Here is a 23,812-nt window from a genome sequence, read left to right on the forward strand (position 1 = left end):
AGTTAATATCTGTTTTTGTTTTAACAGTTTGTGGTATGCTCGACTCGGAAACAGCGTACACTGCAAAGAGAGCCGTGCGGCTAACACGACTCTCCGTTTGCAATAGCCGCTTTTAAGGGCGGCGGCTTGAAATTGGGTAACAGCAGAGAAATAGACCGTCACCTTGACCTAGGGCGGTCTATTTCTTTTTGTGGAAAGATAGAATCAACACAACCAGAGTCGCAAATGAGATCATAAGCGTCAACGCTTGATAGACCTCCATTGGCCTCACCTAAAGGCTTTCGTAGAAAGCCGCTTCGTAAACATCCGCTTTCCGGGAGATTAGCCGACCGCCCTTGTAAGCCTTCTATTGCTTCTGCGAATATAGTATGGCGGCGCTTTATTTGGAGGATTGTGTTAGTCCCGGTTATAAAAAGGCTGCACTATATTATTCCAAACGCTTATCTCTGGACGCTTGCAAACCAAGCTCCCTCATAAATTTCCCTACTGTCCGTTCGCTAATGACATAGCCCTCATCCCGTAAGAGAGAGGTGATTCTGGGGCTGCCGTAGCGGCCTTGATTGGCCTCGAAAAGATATGTGATCCGCTGAAGCAGTAACGCTTTACGCTTTGCTTGTGGGCTTGTCTCTGTACTCCTCCATTTATAAAATCCGCTCCGTGATACTCCCATAATGCTGCACATCTTCTCCACTGAAAACTTAGAGCTATGATCTTCAATGAACTGAAATCTCAGTCCTTTGGGTTGCTGAAGATGTGCACTGCTTTTTTTAGGATGGCAAGCTCCTCTTCTTTATCACGCACCTGCTTTTCCAGTTCGCGAATAAGCTTTGCGTTCTCAGACTTTTTAACATCGCGTTGCGTCTGACCGGTCATATGATGAACCTCCTATATTTGTATGGAAAAGTGTCTAGAGAGCGTGTACAGATTAAGCTAAGTGGAATTTCTCCATCTATTTCTCCGGAAAACGTCGGTATTACGATGCTAGTGGGAAAAACTCCACTTAAATACGCTGGATACGTCTCCAAAGGCAGGTATCCGTCAAAATAGCTGGAGGATTTCCATCTAAATTACATAATGAAAGAGAAATGACAGGATTAGCTGGAGGAAATCCCACTACATGGTTGTGGCGCTCCTGCTGAAGCAGCCTTTCCAACAAGCCTAACGGGTTCATTACAGGTTACTTTTGCTTGCCGAAAAACTCCGCTGCTTTTCTTAGGATAGCAAGCTCTTCCTCGGCAGCAGCAATCTGCTTGTTTTTCAGATCCAATTCTTGTTCAAGCTCCCGCTGCTGCTGTGCCAGTTGGCGTTCCTCCCCGGTAAGGTCTGCGCCGCCGGACTTCTGCTTTCTTTTACTCATATCAACAGCCTCCTCTTTATACTCATTATTCCTCATTACACCCAGCCCGTAAACTCCAAAATCGACGCCTTCGCCGACAGTGCTTCGGACTGCGCCCCTTTGCGCCATTCTTTGGGTGAGGAGCCCATCAGCTTGGAGAAGCAGCGGTTGAAGCTGGAGATGGAATGAAAACCGACCCGCTCCGAGATGGACAGAATCGAATCATCGGTGCTTTTCAGCTGCTTGCAGGCTTCTTCGATCCGGGTGCTGCTCAGGAAATCGAGGGGGGCGGTGCCCATAATTTCATGGAATTTTCTGCGGAAATGGGTGGTGCTCAGATGGCACAGCTCGGCCAGAAAGTCGATGGTAATCGGAGTCATATAGTTCTTGGTGATATATTCGAGCGCCGGGGAAATGACGAAATCGCCCCTCAGGCTCTGATCAGCCTCTTGCTCGGTCAGCGTTTCATTCGTAGAATGGATTCTAAGCAGCTCTATGTATAGAGACAGCAACAATCCGTAAGCGCTTTCCTGATAGTAAGGCTTTTGCTGCTTAAGCTCCTCTACGACTGAGGTGGCCAGAGAATAGACCTTGGGGAACTGCTCTTTGTTCAGCACACAGTTTTTGCCCTGCACTCTCCACAGGTTCGGTTCGAAGCTGCTGTAGGCGCTTTTGAAGGAATGCTGGAACAGCTCCTCCGGCGAAAAAAAGAGATAAGACCACAGACTCGCCTCATCCGGCGAACTGTACGTAGTGTGGGGGAGGTACCTGGGCAGAAAGGTCACATCGCCGGCCTGGAAACGGATGGTCTCTCCCTTAATCTCCATGCTGCCGCTGTCCGAATGACAGATGCCGATCTCCAGATGGTTGTGAAAATGCAGATGCTCCGATTTGATATCGGAAATCTTCCAGCGTTCCCCGCTTAACAGCAGGACAGGGAAATGAATCGGGAGACTGTAGTGGCGGTACTCGATGACGGGCTTCTTTTTTCTGGGCATCTTCCGCTGCTCTCCTTCCAAACCTGGATATATGATCGAAATTGCGCTGTTTAGCTGCGAATTTGCTTAGATATAGACTATTATACTGCTTACAATAGAAACTATAAAGCGTTTACAATAAAACAGACGGCTCTCAATCGCCTTTGAGGGGCGTGTGCACACAGGAGAGGGGAATTTTAGATGCTTCAACTGGATTATGACAAGGAACAGATTCTGAAAGTGATCGACAGCGTCACCAGAAAAACCTTGGCAATGGATTTAACATGGGACTGGCCGTGCGGCGTGGCTTATTACGGGGTATCGAGAGCTTACAAGGTTACAGGCAACAAGGAGTATCTCGATACGCTAATCCGCTGGGCAGATGAATATATTGAGCTGGGCCTGCCGACCTGGACGGTGAATACCTGTGCGATGGGGCACATGCTGATTACGCTCTATGAAGAGACAGGCAACCAGAAGTATTGGGATATTGTCATGAGCAAGGTGGATTATCTGCAAAATAGCGCGCTCCGCTTCGGAGACAATGTGCTGCAGCATACGGTATCTGCTAACAATGATTTTCCGGAGCAGGCATGGGCGGATACGCTGTTCATGGCAGCCTTTTTCCTGCTGCGCGTAGGCAGCAAACTGAAAGACCAGAATCTGATCAATGATGCCCTTAATAACTATTACTGGCATATCAAATATTTGCAGAACCCGAGTACCGGATTCTGGTACCACGGCTACAACAATGTGAAGCAGGATCACATGTCCGGATTCTACTGGGGCAGAGCCAATGCCTGGGGCGCGTACACCATGTCGCAGGTCAAACCGCTGCTGCATGACTGGTACCTGTATCCGCAGTGTATGGATGTGGAATGCTCGCTGCGTGACCAGCTGGCGGCACTGAAGCTGGTGCAGACGGAGAACGGCCTCTGGCGGACGGTGCTGGATGATGAGGAATCTTATGAGGAAGTATCCGCATCCGCAGGTATTGCCGCAGCCATGGTCAATAACGGCAATCCGCTGCACACCAAATATGCCCAAAAAGCGCTGAAAGGCATTCTGGATAATATCAGCGAAGACGGACGTGTACTCAATGTATCCGGGGGCACGGCTGTAATGAAGGACCGTGACGGCTACCGCAACATTCCAAAAGACTGGATTCAGGGCTGGGGACAAGGGCTGGCACTCGCCTTCCTGTCTGACATGCTTAATTAGGAGGGAACTACATTGTCCAAACAAACCAAGGGGTCCTTTACCCTTCCGGGCGAATCCGGATATGAGAAGCTGACACTGGAGCTGGCTGAACGCTGGGGCGCGGATGTCATCCGCGACAGTGACGGCACCAAGCTGTCGGACGAGATTATTAGCGCCGGGTACGGAATCTATTCTACGATCTGTATCATCAGAGATCATAATGAGTGGGCTTCACAGAACCAGGATAAGCTGCAGCAGTGCTTCCTGATTACTAACCCGAAGGTCGCTGTGCAGGACTATTTGTCCGTGTATCTGATGGAGGATTTTTTCGCTGAACAGTTCAAAGTCAATGATTCCAAAGAGGCGTTCAAATACTGGCAGGTGGTTGACCGCACGACTGGCGAGGAAGTGCCGAGAGAGCAGTGGAACTATGACCGCGAATCGGGAAATGTGGTCTTGACCGGAATTGTGCCTTGGCATAAGTACACTGTCAGCTTCATGGCTTACCGGATCTGGGAAGAGATCTCGATGTACAACCATACCACGAATAACTGGACCAAAGACCATCTGATGCAGATTGATCCGATGTATCCAGAGACCCAGGAGTACATGCTGAAATGGATGGAAGACTGGTGTACGGAGCACAAAGAAACGACCGTAGTCCGCTTTACGTCCCTGTTCTATAATTTTGCCTGGATCTGGGGCAGCAGTGAGCGCAACCGCCACCTGTTCTCGGACTGGGGTTCCTATGATTTCACGGTGAGTGCGAGAGGCCTCGATCTGTTCGCGGCGAAATACGGCTATTCACTGACAGCTGAGGATTTTGTAAAAGGCGGCAAATACCGGGTAAGCCACATTCCGGCTGAGCAGCGTAAGCTCGACTGGATGGAGTTTATCAATGATTTTGTCATCGGGTTTGGCAAACAGCTGATTGATATTGTGCATAACCACGGCAAGCTGGCGTATGTCTTCTATGATGACAGCTGGGTGGGCATGGAGCCTTACAATGACCGGTTCGAAGAGTTCGGCTTCGACGGGATGATTAAATGTGTATTCTCGGGTTACGAAGCGCGGATGTGTTCCGGTATAAAAGTGGATACGCATGAAATCCGCCTGCATCCGTATCTGTTCCCGGTTGGACTCGGCGGTGCGCCTACCTTCATGGAAGGCGGAGATCCTACGCTCGATGCCAAAAAATACTGGATCAATATCCGCCGCGCCCTCCTGCGCGAGCCGATTGACCGGATCGGTCTGGGCGGATACCTGCATCTGGTAGAAGATTATCCTGATTTCTGCGACTACATCGAGAAAATCGCGGATGAATTCAGAGAAATCAAAGAGCTGCACCATCAAGGCAAACCTTATCAGGTGAAGACCAAGGTTGCAGTTCTGCACAGCTGGGGCAAGCTGAGATCGTGGACACTGTCCGGCCATTTCCATGAGACATTCATGCATGATCTGATCCATATTAACGAAGCATTATCCGGTTCGCCGGTGGAAGTACAGTTCATCGGTTTTGAGGATATCCGTAATGGGGCTCTGAAGGATGTTGACGTTGTAATCAACGCCGGCACAGCCGGTTCCGCCTGGAGCGGCGGCAAGCACTGGAATGACAGCAAGGTTGTAGACCTGCTGACCAAATGGGTCTATGAAGGCGGTACGTTCATCGGGGTGAACCAGCCTTCCGCAATCGAAGGCTACGACAGCTTCTTCCGGATGGCCCATGTACTCGGGGTGGATGAGGATACCGGTGCGAGAGTGGTGCATGGCCGGTGGGCTTTTGAAGCCAAGGATGAGCTGGGACTGCTGCCTGAAGGGGCAAGCATTGAAGCCAAGGGCGGCATCTATCTGACCGACGGAGCGGCTGAGGTCGTGCAGCAATCGGGCGGCAGAATCACATTGTCCGTGAATGCTTTTGGCAAAGGTAAAGGGATTTACCTGCCTTCCTTCGAGTTCAACCTGGAGAATACCAGACTGCTGCTCAACCTGATCCGTTATGCGGGAGGCGAGCTGAATGACAACAAGTACATCACGGATAACCTCTATACAGAGTGTGCTTACTATCCGGAGAGCAAGATGCTGGTTGTTATCAACAACAGCTCCGAGCCGCAGAAGACTTCGGTGGAGACAGAGTACGGCCTGCAGACACTGGAGCTTGCTCCATTTGATACGGTGATTACTACGATTGGCTGATAATAATAAAAAGCTCAAGCCTGCGGCTATGCCCGGTGCTTGGGCTTTTTTATGTTGTGTATTGGGACCCCGCAATGCCCCGCTCTGTGGACATATTTTACTGCACTGCAGGCCGGGCGGGAAGTATGTTAGGATAAAGAGACATATATTTTCCCCGTCGGGATAAGAAAAGGGAGTTCTATGAGAATCATTATTTCACCTGCCAAAAAGATGAAGACAGACACAGATATTTTTACAGACCGCCAGCTGCCGCAGTTCCTGCATGAAACAGAAAGCCTGCTGGCTGCGCTAAAAAAGCTGGACTACGATGAGCTGAAATCCATCTGGAAATGCAATGATGCCATTACGGTGCAGAATATTGAACGAATCGAAAATATGGATTTAACCCGCAACTTGACGCCCGCGCTTTTCGCCTACGAAGGATTGCAGTACCAGTACATGGCGCCGGGAGTGCTGCAGGCAGAGGAGCTGGAATATCTTCAGGAGCATCTGCGGATTTTATCCGGATTCTACGGAATCCTGCGGCCGTTCGACGGAGTTGTACCCTATAGGCTGGAAATGCAGGCCAAGCTGGCCGGTCCGGACTTTAAATCGCTCTACGGATTCTGGAATAGAAGGCTGGCAGATCAGCTGTTTGCGGAGACCGATTGTATTGTGAATTTAGCTTCCAAGGAATACAGCAAGTGCATCTCTCCTTATCTGGGCGAAAATACGCGCATGGTGACTTGTGTATTCGGCCAGCTGATCGGCGGTAAAGTAGTCGAAAAAGCAACCTTCGCCAAAATGGCCCGGGGGGAAATGGTGCGCTACATGGCTGAGCATGGTATTGAAAAGGTAGAAGAGATCAAGGGATTTACCGGCTTTGATTTTGAGTATAATGAAGAGCTGTCAGATGAGGGTAATTATGTGTTTATACAGAAGATACAGGAGCGCGGAACCAGTAAGTAGAGTGATTAGTAGAGCCTGAAGAGCTGAAGGAGGAGAACTTATGATTTTCGGAAAAGATCTGATGAATAAAGAGACTCTGCTCAAAGAATTGGATGCCAAAGGATATTCGGGCAGAGCCCATACGATAGCCGTGTTGGGCCGTGATCACAAGGGATCGCCTGAATACTCCCGGCTGCTCTACTCACTGCTTGCGGGCGGCGTGTATGAAGCACAGCTTGCCTTAATCGGGGCTGCTGCCACGCAGGATGCACAGGTTATTCTATCCGCGTTACAGCACCCTAAGGCTTCTATCAAAAATCAGGCTGCCGGTCTTGCGGCCAAAGTGGCTGCGGATGAGGATATTGAACGTGAGCTTCCGAAGCTGTCACAGGATTGCCGCCGCAAATTGCTGCGTACAGTGTCTTTTATTAACCGTCAAGGGTTAGCGGAGCGAATATTGCCTGTGGTATATGCTTCATGGGGGGCGGAGGAAGCAGCCATTCTGCTTACTGCATGCTCTACAGAAACAGTCCGGATATGGCTTCAGGATATCGGCTATGCGGTAGGCAATTGGGGCAAATTAGCCAGCCGGCATCTGGATGCCGTTGCGGATTATTTCGGATCAGCGCTGGAAAGTGCGCCGCCCCGGGACAAGGGAAGGGTGTGGTGGAGGTTCTCTTCCGCTATGGAAATGCTGTGCCATCACAAGCCGGAGCTGGTTCTTGATTGTGCCGTAAACCATGGGCCTCTGGAAGGCCTGCCGCCTGCACTAAAAAAACATCTGGGCATCTTAGTCCGTCTTCAACCTGACGCAGTCTACAGCCTGCTGATCCGCAGCGAATCGCGGAACGATCTGCTGAGGTTTGGCGTACCGGATGCAATTTTGCGGAGAAATAAATATTTTACGATGGAACAATGGATTGGAATGACGAAGCTGCTTGCCGATTCCCCGGTACATGTAGCAAGAATCCTTGAGAATATAGCCCCTTCCAGACGTGCAGAGATCTTTGAGTCCGTATATGAGGAAAGTTCACGCGAAGAGCGTGTTTTTCCGGAGGTACTGCTGTACCAGCTGCCGCATGCCTTGCGTGACAGGGAGGCCGCACGGATGCTTAACCTCCGCAAAATTTATGAGTACAGGGATAAAAAGCTTAGAGTTACCGCCGGTCTTTCCATCGATAAGTCGAGGGAGCTGCTTGAACAGGCGGCAGCCGTTTCTAATGCAGATGACCGCGCCATGGCCTATGTGCAATTGATCAAGAGTACCGCGCTTTCCAGACGCGGAATGAAGGAGACGCTCCTATTCGCCGGCCGGATCAAAAACGATCAGGATCCTGTACGGGCTGCCGTCATGAGAGAGCTGTCCCACAGCCCGGCTTCCATGTATACAGATGAAGATGTGCCGGCGCTTACTGTGCTAGTTGACAGTGTAATTGAAGCGAGAGACACCTCCTATGCAACCCGGAATGCAGCGCAAGACCTGGCGTTTGTTATCCTTCGGTATCATGCGGCGAATCCCGGAAGTGAAGTCTTTAAGTTTGCGTTAGATACCATTGCCAAGCTGGCCAAGCAGTCAGGGCATCTTGCGCTGCCTTCGCTGGAGGGGAACCTTCCTTCCGGAGTTGAAGAGCATTTGTTCGAAAAGCTGTATACGCTGGCTGCGGACGCGAAGCGAAGAGAGGATTACAGCCTGGTGCTGAGTCTGGCGGGTTTTTTTGGCAAAAAAGGCGATCATATCGGGAAGCTCCAGCAGCTCCTGAGGGAAGCGGTCAAGGCCAAATCAGAATCTACCGCCATACGGGCGGCAAGATTATGGGTGACTCCGCATCAGACGCGGGATGAGAGAGTTAAGGAATTATTGGGTCTGGATAAATCTTTTATTACTATAGATAAGGTATTTGAGCATGTACACCGAAAGCGCCAGGAATGGCTGAATCCTTTCATTTCCGGGGCGGCTGTTAAAGGCAAATTTCTGTCGGGCAAGACGATTTACCTTGTGCCGGCTGCGGACGGATTTCACCGGTGGCTGCCGGGCCAGCAGGAGTCTTTCAGATCACTGCTGGACCGGGTAGCCTCGGATTCCAAGCGCAATTTGTATGAACGGATCACAGCGATCAAGACCATGGGAAGAATACCTGAACTGAGTCCGGACCTGCTGCTGAAGTATTTGGGAGATGCTGAAATTCCAGTAGTTGAGGCTGCACTTTATGCGCTGTCGTTATTAGAAGAGCCGGATAAAGCACTGCCTGTTCTGCTGGATTACCTGGACGGGGACAGAGCGCGTGTTGCGATGTATTCCATACCGAGATGCATACGCAGAGTCAATCCGGAGACATTGACGGCTATGCTGCAAGAGCTGCTGCACCGCGAGAAGCTGAAAATTACGGTCCGCAAAGAAGCCATCCGGCTGCAGGGAGCTTATAAAAGCAATGAGAGCGTTCCGCTGCTGCTGAATGAATTCAGCAAACCTAATGCGCATAAAGACGTCATTATTGCGGTTGGGCATGCAGCCAGGCAGCTTTTGGACGATGAGCGCAGCTGGGGAATTCTCAGCGCTATGGCTGCCTCGCCGCAAAGTGATATTGCGCAAAGTATTTTAATGCAGCAGTCTGCTGCGCTTCCGGAGGCATATAGATCCCGTTATCTGGACTTGATTATTGCCGTCTCCGGCCATTCCGATCCTGCTGTGGGCAGACTGGCTATAAGCAGTATGACCCGCTGGATCAACGGCAATGAAGAGACCATTGCTTCTGCCGCTGCGGAGATTATTGTGAATTTGGAAGACAGCTCCAGATGGAATAGCGCAGTAAATACACTGACCGAAACCTGCCGTGACGGCAAGGTCAACGAGACGGTTATTGGTGTATTTAGAGATTTGGTGAGTGCGGAAATAGCCGATGACTGGAATGCCGGGACCCGGAGAGACCTGCCGCACCGCCAGCGTCTGCTCAGATTTGCCGGCCAGCTCACCTTTTTGCCTAAGCCAACGCGTGTGAACCTTGTGTCTCTATATATGGGGATAACCGGCTGCCTGCAGGCGGATGAGACATTGGTGAAGACTGTAATAGATCTGTATATCGCAGCCATAGATTGGAACGATTTGGAGGGGGCCAGGGCTTACCTGGATCAAGTCGTCCAATGCACCTCCAGTCAGCCGCGGCTGCTAGAGTATGCTTATCAGCAGATTGCGCATAATCTCAGAGACAGTGAAGGGTATTGGAGTCCGGATGCAATTCTGAGAATTGTAGAACGACTAGGGTCTCAAGGCGGTAACCAATTCCAATACCTTGGGCTATCACTGCTTGAGGTGGCAGGAAGTGCTCTGTTATGGAACGGGGACAGCACCCGGCTTTTGAAGCTGTACAGAACTCATGCAAACGTTGAAATCCGGTCTGCTGCCTTAGATATTTGGACGGCGGTAGAGTAACTGAAATAGTATGCAGACCTTAGGCAGGTGTGCAGTATAAAGAGAGCCGTGCGTTAGCACGGCTCTTCGTGGCGGTGTTGGCAGCCTGGTTAATTAAAAGTAATAGTGTAAGGTATGGAAGGATGCGGTGTAGTGGACCCGGGTACACGTTCTACTACTGTGACCAGCGTGCCGGGCTCATAGTATCCCGATCCGCCAGTGTAATCAGTGCTGTTCACGAGAGCCGTACCGAGGTCAATGGTGGTATTGTTATAGCTCCAGTAGTAGTGCAGCCGAAGTGTATTGGCAACGGTTGTGGTAATCTTTACGCTTGTACCGGATGTCTTGGCATTGGGAAGAATGTAACTGTAGGAACTGTAGGCTTGTCCCGGACCGAGCGAATTGGTGTAGCTGCCCCCATAGCTTACGATAGCGGGATTAGCCGAGGCGGTCAGGCCAAACGTCAGTGACAGGCCCATGATGAAAACAAGAAATACGGTGGTCATTCTCTTCATACATTACTCATCCTCTCTTAATGAAATGTGTTCAAAGTTTATCCGAGGTAAACTAAAAACCTTCCAAAACAGGATGGATATTGCCTCAAATATATACCAGAAAATTACATATGTAAATAGAGTATTTACTTACCCTGGATCAAGGCGTATAATGCGTTCAGTTAACGGAGTAAGAAGAGGAGAATTGGAAAAATGAACAACGGTTTGGTCAACGCTATTATCGCGTATATCATGTGGGGGGTTCTCCCGCTGTATTGGAAGCTGTTCAATGATGTGCCGGCAGGCGAGATTCTGTCACACCGGGTGGTCTGGTCGTTCGTCTTCATGGGTATTCTTGTCACCGTTCAGCGCCGCTGGGGTGATATTAAACGGATTGCGGCCAATCGCTCACAGCTGCTGTCGCTGACGGCCAGCGGTCTGCTGATCGCCGTGAATTGGCTCATTTTTATCTGGGCGGTCAATAACGGGCATGTCGTCGAGACAAGCCTTGGTTATTACCTGAATCCACTGCTGAATGTGCTGCTGGCGGTTGTCTTCCTTCAGGAGAAGCCCAACCGCGGGCAATGGCTTGCGATTGCCATCGCCGGCGCAGCGGTGCTCATCATCGCGATCGACTACGGGCGTTTCCCGTGGATCGCGATCTCGCTGGCCGTATCGTTTGGCTTGTACGGCCTTGCCAAGAAGAAGACCAAGCAGGATGCCTCGGCAGGCCTGCTGTCGGAGACAGCTGTAGTTCTGCCGATCGCTCTTGGCTACTGGATCTATCTTGGGGCTGCGGGAGAGTCGACAGCTTGGGCGCTGTCTCCATCTATGTTTGTCGGGCTGCTTCTTTCCGGCGTCGTAACGGCCCTGCCGCTGCTGTTTTTTGCGCGGGCTGCAGCCCGGATGTCGCTATCCGCACTCGGATTCGTGCAGTATATCGGACCGACAATTATGCTGCTGCTGAGCATATTTGTGTTCAAGGAAACCGTCTCACCGGTCCTGCTCGCCGGCTTCGGGCTGATCTGGACAGCGCTTGTTGTATACGCTGTGTCATCGGTGCGCGGTGCGAAGCTGGCGAAGGTGAGTTAAAGGTAGAGGCATAGTGTATTGTCAAAACGGCCATTTCCAAAAGATAGGTGGGAATGGCCGTTTTTGTTCATTTTATATGGATAGTAATGTTTGAAGGAGAATTGCTTGAGTGCGTGGAGAAGAAAGGCATTGGAGCTGTTTTACGATATCAGATTTAGCTTCAATGGGAGCGGTAACACGGTATATGCGGTGATGTTTGAGCTGCGCGACAGGGTGAAGGAGGCTCACAGAAACAAGGATACTCCAGAGCTCGACAAGGTTTACGGATACGCGGTGTTTTAACCAGCAGAAGCGGAGCTTTGATTTGTGCAATGCAGCCGCAGTGGGGTTCTACGAGCATTTGGCGGAAGAGGAGGTTACGAGGAAGGCTATTCCGTACAGGGTGAGTATTTTTGAGCAGGTACAACCTTGGAGAATGGCTAGGAAGCGTGTACAGATAACCTAAGTGGAATTTCTCCATTTAATCCTCCGAAAATTGCTGTTAATAGAATGCTTGTTGGAAAAACTCCACTTAAATGTACTGAATGAGCCTTTAAATGTCTTTATCCGCCCGAATAACTGGAGAATTTCCAACTAAAGGTTATAAATGATGAAAAAGGACAGAATTAGGTGGAGAAAATCCCACTAAGCTCTGGAAGACTCACTAGAGGCGGCTTGCCGTCCGCTATATTTGCAGAAAGACATTATAATTCAGCCCATTTTTTATTATCTATTTCTAAGGAATCAAACGTCCTGCACTTTATACATCAGATTCATCCTAAATCAGCCGGAAAAAGGATTTCTGCTGCACTCTCTGCAGCAGAATTAGGTGAAAAGGACGTTTTTGGCCCATAATCAGAAAATCTGTTGTACAAAATACAGCAGAAGGCGATTTAGCCTTGATTTTCGGGTTTTCTAACTAAGCTCATTAGCTGTAACCAGCGAGTGGAACTTCGGGTGCCCACACGCCAAAAAAAGCGGACTCAGATCTAATCTGAGCCCGCTTTTTTCATACACCGCAGCTGCATTCGGCAACTGGTCATAATATACGTCATCCACCCGCTCCCGCGTGCACTAAGCAGTCTGCTTAGCCGGGACCACTGTAACCTTTTGTTTTTTAACAATGAACTTGGAGCTCAGGTATTTTGTAACAGGCTGTTCAATGAACATATGGACCAGCATGCCGCCGATGGCTGTGAGAACCCCGGTTAACAGGATCGCCGGAACGTACCCGATCGTACCATGCAGGTTCAGGACATCGAATATTTTGGTGATAAAAATGATCATCGGCAGATTGGTGATAATGATCGCATACGAAGAATCGCCCAGTTTATCCACCCATTTGTGAATAGTTACGGTACGTTTGGAATCCAGGGACAGCGCTCCGAGAATGATCAGTGCAGACGCTACAGAATACATGATGGTGGTGTTGACCGGTACATAACCGTTGATATTATTGATCCACGCCAGAGGGAACAAGCTGACGCCGGCGGCAATCATGAAGACTTCGTATTTCAGCTTAAGCTTTAGCGCAAAATGGGCGACTACACACCCTAACAGGAACTCCAGGTTAAACGGGCTGAACAGGAACTGGATTTCGTAGGGCAATGTGAGGCTTGGCGGCCAGATCCACAAATATGTAATAAGTATAGACCATCCCAGGGCGATGCGCCGGGTCAAACGCGGATTGTGCAGGAACAGGGCAAACAGGCCATAGAATAAAATAACATGGCTCAGCGACCAGGTTGCGCCTAACACAGGTTTGCTTTGCGGGTACAGTAACAGGGATTTGATAATGACACCCGGCTGTGTTTCATGTCCTCCTCCAAAGGAGGCGACAAAGAAATAGACAGGCAGACTGATCAAGGTGAAAATCCACAGGATCGGGTAGATTCTTACCGCCCTCTTTTTCAGGAACAGGCTTACCTTACCTTTGTTAATGTTCTTAAAGTAAAGAAAGTAGATCAGAAACCCGCTTAACACGAAAAAGAAATCAACGCCTCCGGTCCTCACGATCCCGCTTGGTAAAAAGGTATAATTCAGCTTTTCAGCAGCTACAGCGCCCAAATGGCCAACCAAAATCAGCACGGCAACAATGGCCTTCAAGGCCTGAATCAGTTGAAACTTGTTTGGCATCATTCATCCTCCTTGAACGGTTATCCGGGGGAGTCCCCGGTAATTTCCATACAATGTACATTATGATTTCCGGCTGTGCTCTGGTGGCCAGACTTCACTTAGTGAGAGATTTCATAGCAGCGGTACAGGAGGTGTAGGGGAAATGGTGGCGGAAGCATGATATCCATATCAATGATAACGAAAAGAGTGGAGTTTGGAACGGTACCTAAGAGGTACGCGCTGGTAGACTTAAGGATACTTCGGTATACTTTAGTGCCAACAGATGTAATCATAAATCCCTCCGCGGGCGCTCCTGTAAAATTCAGAGGCGTCTTTTATTTATGTAACCGGAAGGCTTTCAACTATTTTTCAGCTAAGGTCCTTATACTACCTCTATAACATTGCAGCAAGGGAGGTTTTCCATGGTTAGGGGAGTCCAAAGGATCTTGTATTTCATCTTAGCTTCTTTTCTGGGACTGTTCATCGCGTCTTCTTTCTTTATCAGGGCGAAATATAACTATTACGTATATGGCGATACGCCAGTGCTGGAACAGCAGCAGCCGGTTTTTTTTTTAATCATCATTGCCCTGGTGTTGTCCTTCAGCTTCATTCTGTACCGTCTCTGTCTCAAGCTTAATCCGTACAGCCGCAAAATCGTCATCCCCGTCGTGCTGCTGCTGTCCTTCGGGATGCAGATCGCCATTATATTTCTGTTCCCGCGCCTGCCGACGGATGACTCCCAGACGGTACTGTCGCTGGCGCTGGATATGCTGTATGAGCAGGATTATTCCTCTTTTGACACCGGCGGGTATCTGCATATGTTCCCGTTCAATTTCTCGGTTGTCCTGTACTTGAAGACATTATTAATGATCTTTCCGGACAACTATCTGGTGATCAAACTATTCAACATTCTGTTCACACTCGTAACTACATTAATGATTTACCTGCTGTATAAAGAGCTGGATGACAAGTCCCAAGTGAATGATTACGGGGTGCTGGTGTTTGCGGCAACATATGTCCCGTCGCTGTTCATGAGCAATTTTATATACAATGATGTGATTGCCACGTCTTTGTTGACGAGTGCCTTGTATTTTGCCGTAAGATTTATGAAAAGAAAGTCTATCAAGGATATCGTAATCGCAGCGGTTCTGCTGGCACTCGGTAACTACTTCCGCAGTATCGGGGTGATTGTCCTGATTGCTGTGGTGCTAAGTCTGCTGTTCAGCCTCCGCAATCTGGGGATCCGGAAAGCGCTGATAGCTTTGGGGATTACAGCGGTACTGTTCAATGTTCCAGGCTGGACGCAAAATGCGGTGCTGCAGGCTAAACAGATCGTGGACGAGCCGGTGAATGTAAGCTCTGCTCCTGTCTACATGTGGCTGAACATGGGTATTAACCTGGAGACGTTCGGGTTCTGGGACAACAGGGAGAGCTACAGCATCTATCAGAATGAGGCGGGGTATAACAAGGCGGGCAGCACCGTGCTGTTCAAGGAGGAAATTAGCCGCAAGCTTTCTGAGGCCGATGCCGGCGAACTGGTCAGTATGTATTACAAAAAGCTGATCTGGACCTGGACAGAAGGCACGTATCAGGTTGAACGTTATGGAATCGGTAATGACAGCTCCTCTGGCGGGAGAGGAAGAATGATAGGTGGGGTGATGGACCGCTACAGCTATACCAACGCCGCTACGGATTTGTTCCAAGGGGAATCCACCTTCAGAAGCGGACTGCTCTCTATGCTGCATGGCCTGAATATTCTGATGTATGGATGTATACTCATCCGCCTGATAAGCGGAATTAGAGGAAGAAGGGTTGAGGAGACGCCGTTAATCCTGATCATTCTGGGGTTTATCGGGTTCTATCTGCTGTGGGAAATCAAGGCAAGGTATATCTATCCGGTGTATCCGCTGCTGATCGTGTTAGCGTACATGGGCTTCAAGGATGCAGTTGATATTGTATTTAAAAAGAGGAGGGGACCCGGAAATGCGGATCGATAGGTACTCTTCTGCTCTGATCGCAGCCCTGCTTGGCTGTTCCCTGATGCTGGCCTCCTGTGATGCCATTACCGCCCAGAAGATCACCCACACAGACTCCGGTTCTTCCCGGGGAGGCGGAATGCCGGGCATGGGCGGCGGCCGCGGAATGGACGGCAGCACACCCGGCATGAATGGCGGCATGAGGAGGAACAGCATTCAGGGAACAGAAGATACAAGCAGCAGGCCTTAAGAGGAAGCGGCCGCCGCTGCGGCTGCAGCCGCTGCCGCAGCAATAGCCGTCTGCTGGGCAATGACAACATTGGTAATGCTGGTCGACAGCTTTGTAGATAATGCTCCGCTCTTGACATCCTCCACGTATTTGAAGGCAGTCAGCGAAGCGGAGAGCAGCAGCAGCTCCTGATCGAGAACCGTCCACTTTCCGAAGCCTTTTTTGCCGCGTAAAGTATCGTAAGTCGCGGAAACCGTATTGACGATTTCGTCCTTGTCTACCGGAAGCAGAGACAGTACGCCAAGGGAAGAGAGGGTGAACTGTTTATCAAGACGCATATTCCGCGCACGGAACGCCTCGCGCAGGGCAAGTACCCGTTCAGCGGAAGCCGGGGCTTCTTCTCCGAGAACCAGCACCTGTGTAAGAGACTGCACGCTGTTGCCGGAGAAAAACTCGGGTTTCAGCTCGGCATAGAGCTGTTCCATACGTTTCACACCGCTGTCTACAGCGATATCGGAAAGGCCAAGCATGGCGGCGTAGATATAATCATCGTAGCTTGTAAGAAAACGCCGTTCGGCTTTCATGCCGTTATAGAAGGCTTTGGCCCGTTCAACTGTATGCAGATATTGATCCGGTGCAGTATTCGCAGCAATTTGATAAGAGGCAACGACAGTATAATCCGAGGCCCGGAATTTAACATCCTTCATCATCTCAAAGACCGACAATGTGTTCTCAAGCAGGCTCTGCTGCCGGCCTGAAAGCGAGAGCAGGGCAGCAATACACATCCCCGAGGTTCCTCTGAACGAAGAGAACACGCCGGTGTTCTCCTTGATCAGATCAAGGGCTGAGCGGAGGGCGCCTTCATCAATTATTTTACCCTCGGCTGCATACAGGAGTGCGGCCAGACGGTTGGCCATAGCGTTCTTCCAGGGGAAGGCTTCTTTCATCTTCAGCGCATTGTCACTGAACAGGTCAATTGTTGCCGTATACGGATTATTCATCGGACACATCACCCACCTTTACAGACTATGATAGTTATATTCTACCATAAAAAACCACCCGGGGCTGCGGAGCACATCTTCCGCGGACCCGGGTGGTTTGCTGTTCTAGTTCTAGGCTTCCATCTTTTGCGCTGTATACAGACGGTAATACAGGCCGCGGCGTTCAATGAGTTCATCATGGGAGCCGCTTTCGGCAATGCCTTTGTTCGCGACATACATGATGCGGTCACAGTTTTTGACGGTGGACAGCCGGTGGGCAATAATGAACGACGTGCGTCCTTTTAGCAGTTCATTGAGTCCCTTCTGCAGCAGCCGCTCTGTCTTGGCATCAATGGAGGAGGTGGCTTCGTCCAGAATCAGAATGCGCGGATCGGCCAGCAGTGTTCTGGCGAACGAGATCAGCTGCCGCTGTCCCTGGGAGAGCTTGGAGCCGCGCTCGTTGACCTCTGTCATGTAGCCATGCTCGAATTCACGGATAAATTCATCGGCACAGACGGTTTTGGCCGCCGCAATAACTTCTTCTTCTGTAGCATCCAGCTTGCCGTAACGGATGTTATCCATAATCGTTCCGGAGAAGATAAAGCTGTCCTGCAGCATAATTCCCATCTGGCTGCGCAGTGATTTCAGCGTCACTTGAGAGATATCCTGGCCATCGATCAGAAGTTTACCGCCGGTAATGTTATAGAAGCGGGAGATCAGGTTGACGACGGTTGTTTTGCCTGCACCGGTTGGTCCAACCAGGGCGACACTTTCTCCGGCTTTGACATCGAAGGAGATATTCTCCAGAATGTTAAGGCCCGGATCATAGGCGAAGGTTACGTTGTCAAAGGTGACCCGCCCCTTGACGGGCGGAAGTGCCTTGGCATCCGGAACATCGCTGACGGTAACCGGTTCATCCAGCGTTTCAAAGATCCGCTCCAGATAAGCGACGGCATTAATGAAGCTGTTGTAAAGGTTCGATAGATTCAGAATCGGCTGCCAGAAGCGGGCTGCGTAGTTACTCATGGCGAGAATAACGCCAAAGGTTATATTCTCCGGGCTTAGCGTCAGCAGACCTACCAGGAAGATCATTGTCGTAACAATGGTATTCAGATTATCGACAGAGAACGGGATCAGCGTATTATAACGCAGCGCCTTCATCCATTCTGTACGGAAATTGCCGGCAAGGCGGGTAAAGGTTCCTGCATTATGCTGTTCCCGGGAGAACATTTGCGTAACGCCGATGCCGCTGATGCTCTCCTGCAGATAAGCGTTCAGGTTGGAGCTTTTGTTGGATACGGCCTGCCAGGCCCGGCGCTGCCGGGTTTTGATCAGCATCATGATTCCGAAGAACACAGGCAGTCCGGCAAGAATAACGAACGATAGCCTTACATCGACTGCGAACATGAAGATGGCGATAAAGATCAGATTCACTATTTCCAGGATAAAGTTGATAATACCGTTGGATAACACATCCGAGACGGAATTGACATAGTTTACGACCCGGATCAGGATCTTGCCCTGCGGGCGGTCGTCGTAATATTTGAACGGCAGATCCTGCAGATGCTTGAACAGATCGGTGCGGATATCAAGGATAATATCCTGGCCTACACTGGTCATGATCCGCGAGCGGATAGTCGCCAGATATACGCTGACCACAATGGTTGCAAGCATGAGCGCAGACCAGCCTACGAGTTCCATTTTGGCGCCTGCCGGAATGGTCACATCGACCACATGCTGCATAATCAGCGGAGCGGATAATGAGATTCCCGCCGAAAGTGCGCTCAGCGCGAATGCGAGAATCATCGGTTTTTTCTTGCGTCTGATGTAGACCATCGCCCGCCGGAAATGCTTAATATTAAACGGCGACTCCAGATTTTCATCGACGTCGAATCTATTCCTTGCCATGAGCGGCCACCTGCCTTCCAATACCCTCGTTCTGCAGCATAAATACATCGTAGTAGTAGCCCCGTTTGGCCAGGAGCTCGGCGTGGGTGCCTTCCTCGATCAGACGGCCGTTTTCCAGGATGAGAATCCGGTCGGCTTGTGCGGTTGTCGTTACCCGCTGCGCGATAATAATCTTCGTGCACGGATAGTCCAGCTCGCGCAGGCTTTTCTGGATATGCTCTTCGGTCTCAAGGTCCACGGCGGAGGTCGTATCATCCAGTATCAGAATCGGACGGCGGACCGCCATAGCCCGCGCCAGGGCAATCCGCTGCTTCTGGCCGCCTGACAATCCGACACCGCGTTCACCGACAACGGTATCGTAGCCTTCGGGCATTTTGCCAATAAAGTCATGGGCTGCAGCAAGAGCGGCATAGGATTTGACATCCTCCTCTGGCAGCTCGGGATCACCATAAGCGATGTTGCCGTCAATGGTATCTGAGAACAGCAGCACATCCTGGGTCGCCATCCCGATATTTCCGCGGAGTTCATCCAGCTCAAGCTCCCGGACATCGGTGCCGTCTACGAGGACACGTCCTTCCGATACATCATAGAAACGCGGGATCAGATTGATGATGGTTGTTTTGCCTGCGCCTGTGGAGCCCATAATGGCAACGGTTTCGCCAGGCTCGACTGTAAAGCTCACATCGTTCAGCACGGTCGCAGTATCATATTTGAAACTGACATGATCGAACTGGATGCGGCCTGCATAACGGCGTTTGTTGACCGGGTTATGCTTGTTTTCAATGGACGGGCTGGCATAGTAAATATCGACGATCTTGGACAAGCTGGCAAAAAAGCGCTGGATATCATTGATAATGATCCCGATGTTGCGCATAGGGTTCGAAATCGCCCAGATCAGGGATGAGAATGCAGCGAATTCACCAAAAGTAATCCGGCCATTGATCAGGAACAGCCCGCCGGCCAGCAGCAGAATAACGTTAAAGCCCTGGGCGAAGCTCTCCAGATACGGGAAGTAATCCAGCCAGACGAGTGCAGCCTTTTTGTTGGCCTTGGAATAGTTCACACTCTTGTCTGTAAATTTCTCAATCTCGAACTCTTCGCGGGCGAAGGCCTTGACTACACGGTTGCCTGAAATATTCTCCTGTGTTGTCGTGTTCAGCTGGGACAGACGTTCCCGCAGGTCGATATACATCGGGCGGACACGCTTGGCAAATATGTAGGCCACGATAAAAATCGGCGGAGAAAGAATCAGCATCCACAGCGTCAGCTCCACATCAATCGTAAAGAAATAAATGACGGCGGCTGCAAAAATTGTGAGCGATTCAATAATCGTCTTGAAAATCCACGCCATGGAGTGGCGCACCATATCCAGGTCACCTGTCATTTTGGTCATAAGGTCACCGGTACGGTTCTGGTCGTAATACTTTCTGTCCTGGCCCTGGATTTTGTTGTACAGATACACACGGATGTTGTACATCATGTTCTGCGAAGACCGTTCATACTGCATGGTCGTTACATAAGCAAGACCCGTGCGCAGCAGGGAAAAGCCGATCATACCCAGACAGAGCGCGATGAGCAGCCCCCGTTCATCTGTAAGATTCTGCACTGCATTGTCGCCGGCTATGAACGTATCGACAATGCGCTGGCTGATGTACGGATTCACAATCGTAAGCGCAGAGCCTACCACTGATAGGCAGAGGGCAAAAACATACCGCGTACGGTTTCCCTCCAGATTCTGCCACAGCCACTTCAGTTCAAACACATCTGATCACCTGTTTCTGTTTGTCTTTTTTGTCTGCCTAATGAATAAATCAACGTGATTATAACACAATAAACGGCTGGCATCGGCAACTGGAGAAACTTCTTTTTACAATCGCTTGAACACCCTTTTTAAGCCGCTGAAAGCCTTGCTGGCAGAGCCATGTTTTATAATAGAAGAGTTCATGGATGAACTCCATGGGAAGGATTTTTATAATTAAACTTTACCTTGCATTTTTGGGGAGAGCGCAATCAAGAATAATATGGAGAAATAATCAAGGTAATCAATAATACAGCAGACGGGAGCCGATACGGAACCGGCGGCTTTTGACGGGGGAGAAGGCTGTCACATCTGAAGCAGGAGGACAAAGAATCGCTACGCTGGGTACGCACAGGGGAACCGCAAGGTGATGATGCTGCACACGCAGCAGGGTTATGAGCTGGAGAGGTATCGCTAATTGTGCGCCGTGAGGATCGGCGGGCCAAATGTATGCGAAAAATCGAGTACAATGTGCTGCCGTGAGGATCGGCGGACCAAATGTACGCGAAAAATCGAGTATAATGTGCTGCCGTGGGGATCGGTGGGCCAAATATACGCGAAAAATCGAGTTCAATGAGCTGCCGCGAGGATCGGCGGACCAAATGTACGCGAAAAATCGAGTACAATGGGCTGCCGTGAGGATCGGCGGACCAAATGTACGCGAAAAATCGAGTACAATGAGCTGCCGTGAGGATCGGCGGACCAAATGTACGCGAAAAATCGAGTATAATGTGCTGCCGCGAGGATCGGCGGACCAAATGTACGCGAAAAATCGAGTACAATGGGCTGCCGCAACGTAAACAGTTGTTCATAGGCTACAGCCACTTTCTTTTCGGATAACGCCCCCGTTTCGGGGGCGTTGTTCAATATTACTCTCCGTAGGCATCATCCCTTAGAGATATTGCACCCTGAGCTTCTTCCACTTCCTGATCTTCGTCCGGAAGGAGGTGAAGGGGGCGACGGAGTTGATATGAATCCACCGGGCCATCGGCCAATTCTCTTTGGTGCCTGTCCATGTGTGCACGCCCTGGGTGAACAGCTCCTCATCAGTTAGTGTATCAATCCATTCCAGCCACTGCTGCTCCTGCAGCCGGAATAATTCCCGCAGCTCAGTAAGGGAATATTCAGCGTACTTCTTATAGAAGGAATCATACAGTCCGCCAAGCTGGTTCCATTTGTATTCTGGAGACGGCATATGCACGGCCCGGCCTTCCCGTTCATCTTTGTCCCAGCCCATCACGAGTGGAAGCCAGCCGAGCTGGTAGGCAAGGATTTCGGCGGGGGTTTTATCCACCTCCGGTAACCGTAAATCTTTATCGCTGTTCTCCACCCCGTCATACTCCGCATCCAGCAGTATGTACTTCGCATGGATAGTTTCTATTAAATCCGCCTTGGATACATAATCATAGCTTGCCATAAGCAGAACACCTCGCTTTTATCCTAGTTTTACCACAATAGAGTGACGGCAGTATGTCATGTTTAAAGATAAGGTACCATAAGGGGGGATATCCCTGGAAGATGGGCCAGTCATAGGCTGCAAGAACTTTTACCGTTAAACAGGTTTAATATCCGCTGGAGAAAAGAAAAAAATGTTATATAATCTTACATATAATCTAAATAAATGCGTTTAAATGCGTTGCTTTATCGCCTTTTAATAAAATATTTAAAATTTTATGTTATTTATATTGACATTGTTTTCGAAGCTCTTTATATTGGCAGTATAAGGTTTAAGCGGCCGGGCAATGTGCCCTGGCAAGTCTGACAGGTCATCCTCACAACGCTGTGGCCGGATGCACTGTTATGCTGATGTTACTGAACCTATCATAGTGTCAGTCACGATGATGTGACTGCAAATGGCAACGGGGCCGATGAACGAAATCCGCAGGTAATGCGGGTTCTGTTAGTCGGCTTCTTTTTGTCATACCCGCAGCATTGTCTGCCCATAATCAGGAGGAGGTTCCGAGATGGAAGCAAAAGGATTCCGTAAGGCCGGCCATGCCCCGAGTTTGTTGTCAGCGTTTTTGTATTTTGATGTCAGTTTTATGATTTGGGTGCTGTGCGGAGCTCTGTCGCTGTACATCACTAAGGATTTTGGCTTATCGGATACCCAGAAAGCCACGATGGTGGCGATTCCTATTCTTGGCGGCTCGGTGTTCCGGATTCCTATGGGAATATTGGCAGACCGTATCGGCTGCAAAAAGGCAGGACTGATCGGTATGTCCCTGACGCTGATTCCGCTTTTTTGGGGATGGCTTGGCGGCACCAGCCTGCTGCAGATTCATATGATCGGCTTTCTGCTGGGATTTGCGGGTGCGAGCTTTGCCGTATCCCTGTCCCTGGCCAGCCGCTGGTATCCTCCGCAATATCAGGGGCTGGCGATGGGCATTGCCGGAGCAGGGAACAGCGGGACGGCGCTGGCCACCTTTTTTGGACCGCAGATCGCTCAGGCTTACGGATGGCACAATGTGTTTGCTGTCGCGCTGATTCCCCTGATTATCGTCATGATTGTGTTTGCTGTCTTGGTCAAAGATGCCCCGAATGCCCCTGCACCCAAACCGCTGAAGGATTATCTCAGTGTCTTCAAGCATGCCGATACCTGGTGGTTCTCGATGTTCTATGCGATTACCTTTGGAGGATTCGTCGGTTTCGCTAACTATGCAAGTATTTTCTTCTATGATGTGTACGGTGACGGCACGGTAGCCGGCGGCTTGAGCAGGGTTCAAATCGGTTACCTTGTAACGATTACAGTCATTGCAGGCAGTCTTTTCCGGCCTGTAGGAGGCTGGATTGCAGATAAAATCGGCGGAATGCGCCTTCTGCTGATTTTGTACAGTGTGATTACCGTATGTGCCTTTGCCATTGCGTCTATGCCGGGTTCTTTCCTTGTTATGCTTCTGTATACCAGTGTAATGATGGCCAGTCTCGGTATGGGGAACGGTTCGGTATTTCAGATTATCCCCCAGCGGTTCTCCAGAGAAATTGGAGTGATTACCGGTATTGTCGGTGCTGCAGGAGGACTTGGGGGGTATTTGCTGCCCACCTACATTCTCGGTCCGTTAAAACAATCCACCGGCTCCCAAGCCACAGGCTTTCTGGTTGTAGGTTCCATCGTGCTGCTTACAACACTGGTTTTCTATGCAGTCACACGTTCATGGAGAAAAACCTGGGCCAAGGCGGAATCCGGGGTCAATTTCTAATCCAT

19 protein-coding genes are annotated in these 23,812 nt (G+C 50.1%); 8 read left to right on the forward strand and 11 right to left on the reverse strand.

Features of this window, described 5'->3' with window-relative positions:
• Positions 1–178: 178 nt before the first annotated feature.
• The 5 genes from C2I18_RS29825 to C2I18_RS15780 all read right to left on the reverse strand — a co-directional run bounded on the left by C2I18_RS29825 (position 179) and on the right by C2I18_RS15780 (position 2,334).
• Complete coding sequence (locus C2I18_RS29825; protein ID WP_367272796.1) at positions 179–262, reverse strand: putative holin-like toxin; 84 nt, start codon at positions 260–262, stop codon at positions 179–181.
• 165 nt (positions 263–427) lie between these two features.
• A complete protein-coding gene (locus tag C2I18_RS29830) occupies positions 428–682 on the reverse strand; it encodes an IS3 family transposase (protein ID WP_481857808.1) in 255 nt (84 codons plus the stop codon).
• 47 nt (positions 683–729) lie between these two features.
• Positions 730–873, reverse strand: coding sequence for a hypothetical protein (locus C2I18_RS15770; protein ID WP_249896729.1), 144 nt, complete (start codon positions 871–873; stop codon positions 730–732).
• A 304-nt stretch (positions 874–1,177) separates the two neighbouring features.
• Positions 1,178–1,357: a hypothetical protein gene (locus tag C2I18_RS15775; protein ID WP_249896730.1), complete on the reverse strand. Its 180-nt coding sequence runs from the start codon at positions 1,355–1,357 to the stop codon at positions 1,178–1,180.
• A 35-nt stretch (positions 1,358–1,392) separates the two neighbouring features.
• Positions 1,393–2,334, reverse strand: coding sequence for a helix-turn-helix domain-containing protein (locus C2I18_RS15780; protein WP_249896731.1), 942 nt, complete (start codon positions 2,332–2,334; stop codon positions 1,393–1,395).
• A 180-nt stretch (positions 2,335–2,514) separates the two neighbouring features.
• Between C2I18_RS15780 and C2I18_RS15785 the strand changes: the two genes are divergently transcribed.
• The 4 genes from C2I18_RS15785 (at position 2,515) to C2I18_RS15800 (ending at position 10,060) form a co-directional block, all read left to right on the forward strand.
• Positions 2,515–3,534 carry a glycoside hydrolase family 88/105 protein gene (locus tag C2I18_RS15785; RefSeq protein WP_249896732.1) on the forward strand — a complete coding sequence of 340 codons (1,020 nt, stop codon included), beginning with the start codon at positions 2,515–2,517 and terminating at the stop codon, positions 3,532–3,534.
• Positions 3,535–3,546: 12 nt separating this feature from the next.
• Positions 3,547–5,706 (forward strand): 1,3-beta-galactosyl-N-acetylhexosamine phosphorylase, encoded by a 2,160-nt coding sequence (gene gnpA / locus C2I18_RS15790; protein WP_249896733.1) that lies wholly within the window; start codon positions 3,547–3,549, stop codon positions 5,704–5,706.
• A gap of 180 nt (positions 5,707–5,886) precedes the next feature.
• A complete protein-coding gene (yaaA, locus tag C2I18_RS15795) occupies positions 5,887–6,654 on the forward strand; it encodes a peroxide stress protein YaaA (RefSeq protein WP_249896734.1) in 768 nt (255 codons plus the stop codon).
• Between the two features lie 40 nt (positions 6,655–6,694).
• Positions 6,695–10,060, forward strand: a complete 3,366-nt coding sequence (locus tag C2I18_RS15800; protein ID WP_249896735.1) for a HEAT repeat domain-containing protein — start codon at positions 6,695–6,697, stop codon at positions 10,058–10,060.
• Positions 10,061–10,149: 89 nt separating this feature from the next.
• On the opposite strand, the gene C2I18_RS15805 is transcribed toward C2I18_RS15800, so the two are convergent.
• On the reverse strand, positions 10,150–10,554 hold the full coding sequence (locus tag C2I18_RS15805) for a hypothetical protein (RefSeq protein WP_249896736.1): 405 nt from the start codon (positions 10,552–10,554) through the stop codon (positions 10,150–10,152).
• 192 nt (positions 10,555–10,746) lie between these two features.
• On the opposite strand from C2I18_RS15805, the gene rarD reads away from it, so the two are divergent.
• Positions 10,747–11,625 carry an EamA family transporter RarD gene (rarD, locus tag C2I18_RS15810; RefSeq protein WP_249896737.1) on the forward strand — a complete coding sequence of 293 codons (879 nt, stop codon included), beginning with the start codon at positions 10,747–10,749 and terminating at the stop codon, positions 11,623–11,625.
• Positions 11,626–12,678: 1,053 nt separating this feature from the next.
• Here rarD and C2I18_RS15815 read toward each other — a convergent pair.
• Positions 12,679–13,743 carry an acyltransferase family protein gene (locus C2I18_RS15815; protein WP_249896738.1) on the reverse strand — a complete coding sequence of 355 codons (1,065 nt, stop codon included), beginning with the start codon at positions 13,741–13,743 and terminating at the stop codon, positions 12,679–12,681.
• A gap of 422 nt (positions 13,744–14,165) precedes the next feature.
• On the opposite strand from C2I18_RS15815, the gene C2I18_RS15820 reads away from it, so the two are divergent.
• Positions 14,166–15,716, forward strand: a complete 1,551-nt coding sequence (locus tag C2I18_RS15820) for a glycosyltransferase family 39 protein (RefSeq protein WP_249896739.1) — start codon at positions 14,166–14,168, stop codon at positions 15,714–15,716.
• Positions 15,703–15,945, forward strand: coding sequence for a hypothetical protein (locus tag C2I18_RS15825; RefSeq protein WP_249896740.1), 243 nt, complete (start codon positions 15,703–15,705; stop codon positions 15,943–15,945). The genes C2I18_RS15820 and C2I18_RS15825 overlap by 14 nt, the downstream gene beginning before the upstream one ends.
• On the opposite strand, the gene C2I18_RS15830 is transcribed toward C2I18_RS15825, so the two are convergent.
• The 4 genes from C2I18_RS15830 to C2I18_RS15845 all read right to left on the reverse strand — a co-directional run bounded on the left by C2I18_RS15830 (position 15,942) and on the right by C2I18_RS15845 (position 22,027).
• Complete coding sequence (locus C2I18_RS15830; protein WP_249896741.1) at positions 15,942–16,925, reverse strand: DUF4003 family protein; 984 nt, start codon at positions 16,923–16,925, stop codon at positions 15,942–15,944. The two genes, C2I18_RS15825 and C2I18_RS15830, sit on opposite strands and share 4 nt — an antisense overlap.
• Before the next feature lie 111 nt (positions 16,926–17,036).
• The gene (locus C2I18_RS15835) at positions 17,037–18,812 is read right to left on the reverse strand and encodes an ABC transporter ATP-binding protein (RefSeq protein ID WP_249896742.1); all 1,776 of its coding nucleotides are present in this window, start codon (positions 18,810–18,812) and stop codon (positions 17,037–17,039) included.
• Entirely contained in the window at positions 18,799–20,574 is a 1,776-nt protein-coding gene (locus C2I18_RS15840) for an ABC transporter ATP-binding protein (protein WP_249896743.1), read from the reverse strand. The genes C2I18_RS15835 and C2I18_RS15840 overlap by 14 nt, the downstream gene beginning before the upstream one ends.
• Positions 20,575–21,502: 928 nt before the next feature.
• Positions 21,503–22,027: a ClbS/DfsB family four-helix bundle protein gene (locus C2I18_RS15845; protein WP_249896744.1), complete on the reverse strand. Its 525-nt coding sequence runs from the start codon at positions 22,025–22,027 to the stop codon at positions 21,503–21,505.
• 547 nt (positions 22,028–22,574) lie between these two features.
• Between C2I18_RS15845 and C2I18_RS15850 the strand changes: the two genes are divergently transcribed.
• Complete coding sequence (locus C2I18_RS15850) at positions 22,575–23,807, forward strand: nitrate/nitrite transporter (RefSeq protein WP_249896745.1); 1,233 nt, start codon at positions 22,575–22,577, stop codon at positions 23,805–23,807.
• Positions 23,808–23,812 lie beyond the last annotated feature (5 nt).

The organism is Paenibacillus sp. PK3_47, from assembly GCF_023520895.1.
Taxonomy (GTDB): Bacteria; Bacillota; Bacilli; order Paenibacillales; family Paenibacillaceae; genus Paenibacillus_AQ.

Bases quoted from the DNA above. Each gene is read 5' to 3' on its own strand.
- C2I18_RS15830 (WP_249896741.1), bottom strand. From the start codon at position 16,925: ATGAATAATCCGTATACGGCAACAATTGACCTGTTCAGTGACAATGCG.
- C2I18_RS15800 (WP_249896735.1), top strand. From the start codon at position 6,695: ATGATTTTCGGAAAAGATCTGATGAATAAAGAGACTCTGCTCAAAGAA.
- C2I18_RS15815 (WP_249896738.1), bottom strand. From the start codon at position 13,743: ATGATGCCAAACAAGTTTCAACTGATTCAGGCCTTGAAGGCCATTGTT.
- C2I18_RS15850 (WP_249896745.1), top strand. From the start codon at position 22,575: ATGGAAGCAAAAGGATTCCGTAAGGCCGGCCATGCCCCGAGTTTGTTG.
- C2I18_RS15845 (WP_249896744.1), bottom strand. From the start codon at position 22,027: ATGGCAAGCTATGATTATGTATCCAAGGCGGATTTAATAGAAACTATC.
- C2I18_RS15805 (WP_249896736.1), bottom strand. From the start codon at position 10,554: ATGAAGAGAATGACCACCGTATTTCTTGTTTTCATCATGGGCCTGTCA.
- C2I18_RS15775 (WP_249896730.1), bottom strand. From the start codon at position 1,357: ATGAGTAAAAGAAAGCAGAAGTCCGGCGGCGCAGACCTTACCGGGGAG.
- C2I18_RS15835 (WP_249896742.1), bottom strand. From the start codon at position 18,812: ATGGCAAGGAATAGATTCGACGTCGATGAAAATCTGGAGTCGCCGTTT.
- C2I18_RS15825 (WP_249896740.1), top strand. From the start codon at position 15,703: ATGCGGATCGATAGGTACTCTTCTGCTCTGATCGCAGCCCTGCTTGGC.
- C2I18_RS15780 (WP_249896731.1), bottom strand. From the start codon at position 2,334: ATGCCCAGAAAAAAGAAGCCCGTCATCGAGTACCGCCACTACAGTCTC.
- C2I18_RS15770 (WP_249896729.1), bottom strand. From the start codon at position 873: ATGACCGGTCAGACGCAACGCGATGTTAAAAAGTCTGAGAACGCAAAG.
- C2I18_RS29825 (WP_367272796.1), bottom strand. From the start codon at position 262: ATGGAGGTCTATCAAGCGTTGACGCTTATGATCTCATTTGCGACTCTG.
- rarD (WP_249896737.1), top strand. From the start codon at position 10,747: ATGAACAACGGTTTGGTCAACGCTATTATCGCGTATATCATGTGGGGG.
- yaaA (WP_249896734.1), top strand. From the start codon at position 5,887: ATGAGAATCATTATTTCACCTGCCAAAAAGATGAAGACAGACACAGAT.
- C2I18_RS15785 (WP_249896732.1), top strand. From the start codon at position 2,515: ATGCTTCAACTGGATTATGACAAGGAACAGATTCTGAAAGTGATCGAC.
- C2I18_RS29830 (WP_481857808.1), bottom strand. From the start codon at position 682: ATGTGCAGCATTATGGGAGTATCACGGAGCGGATTTTATAAATGGAGG.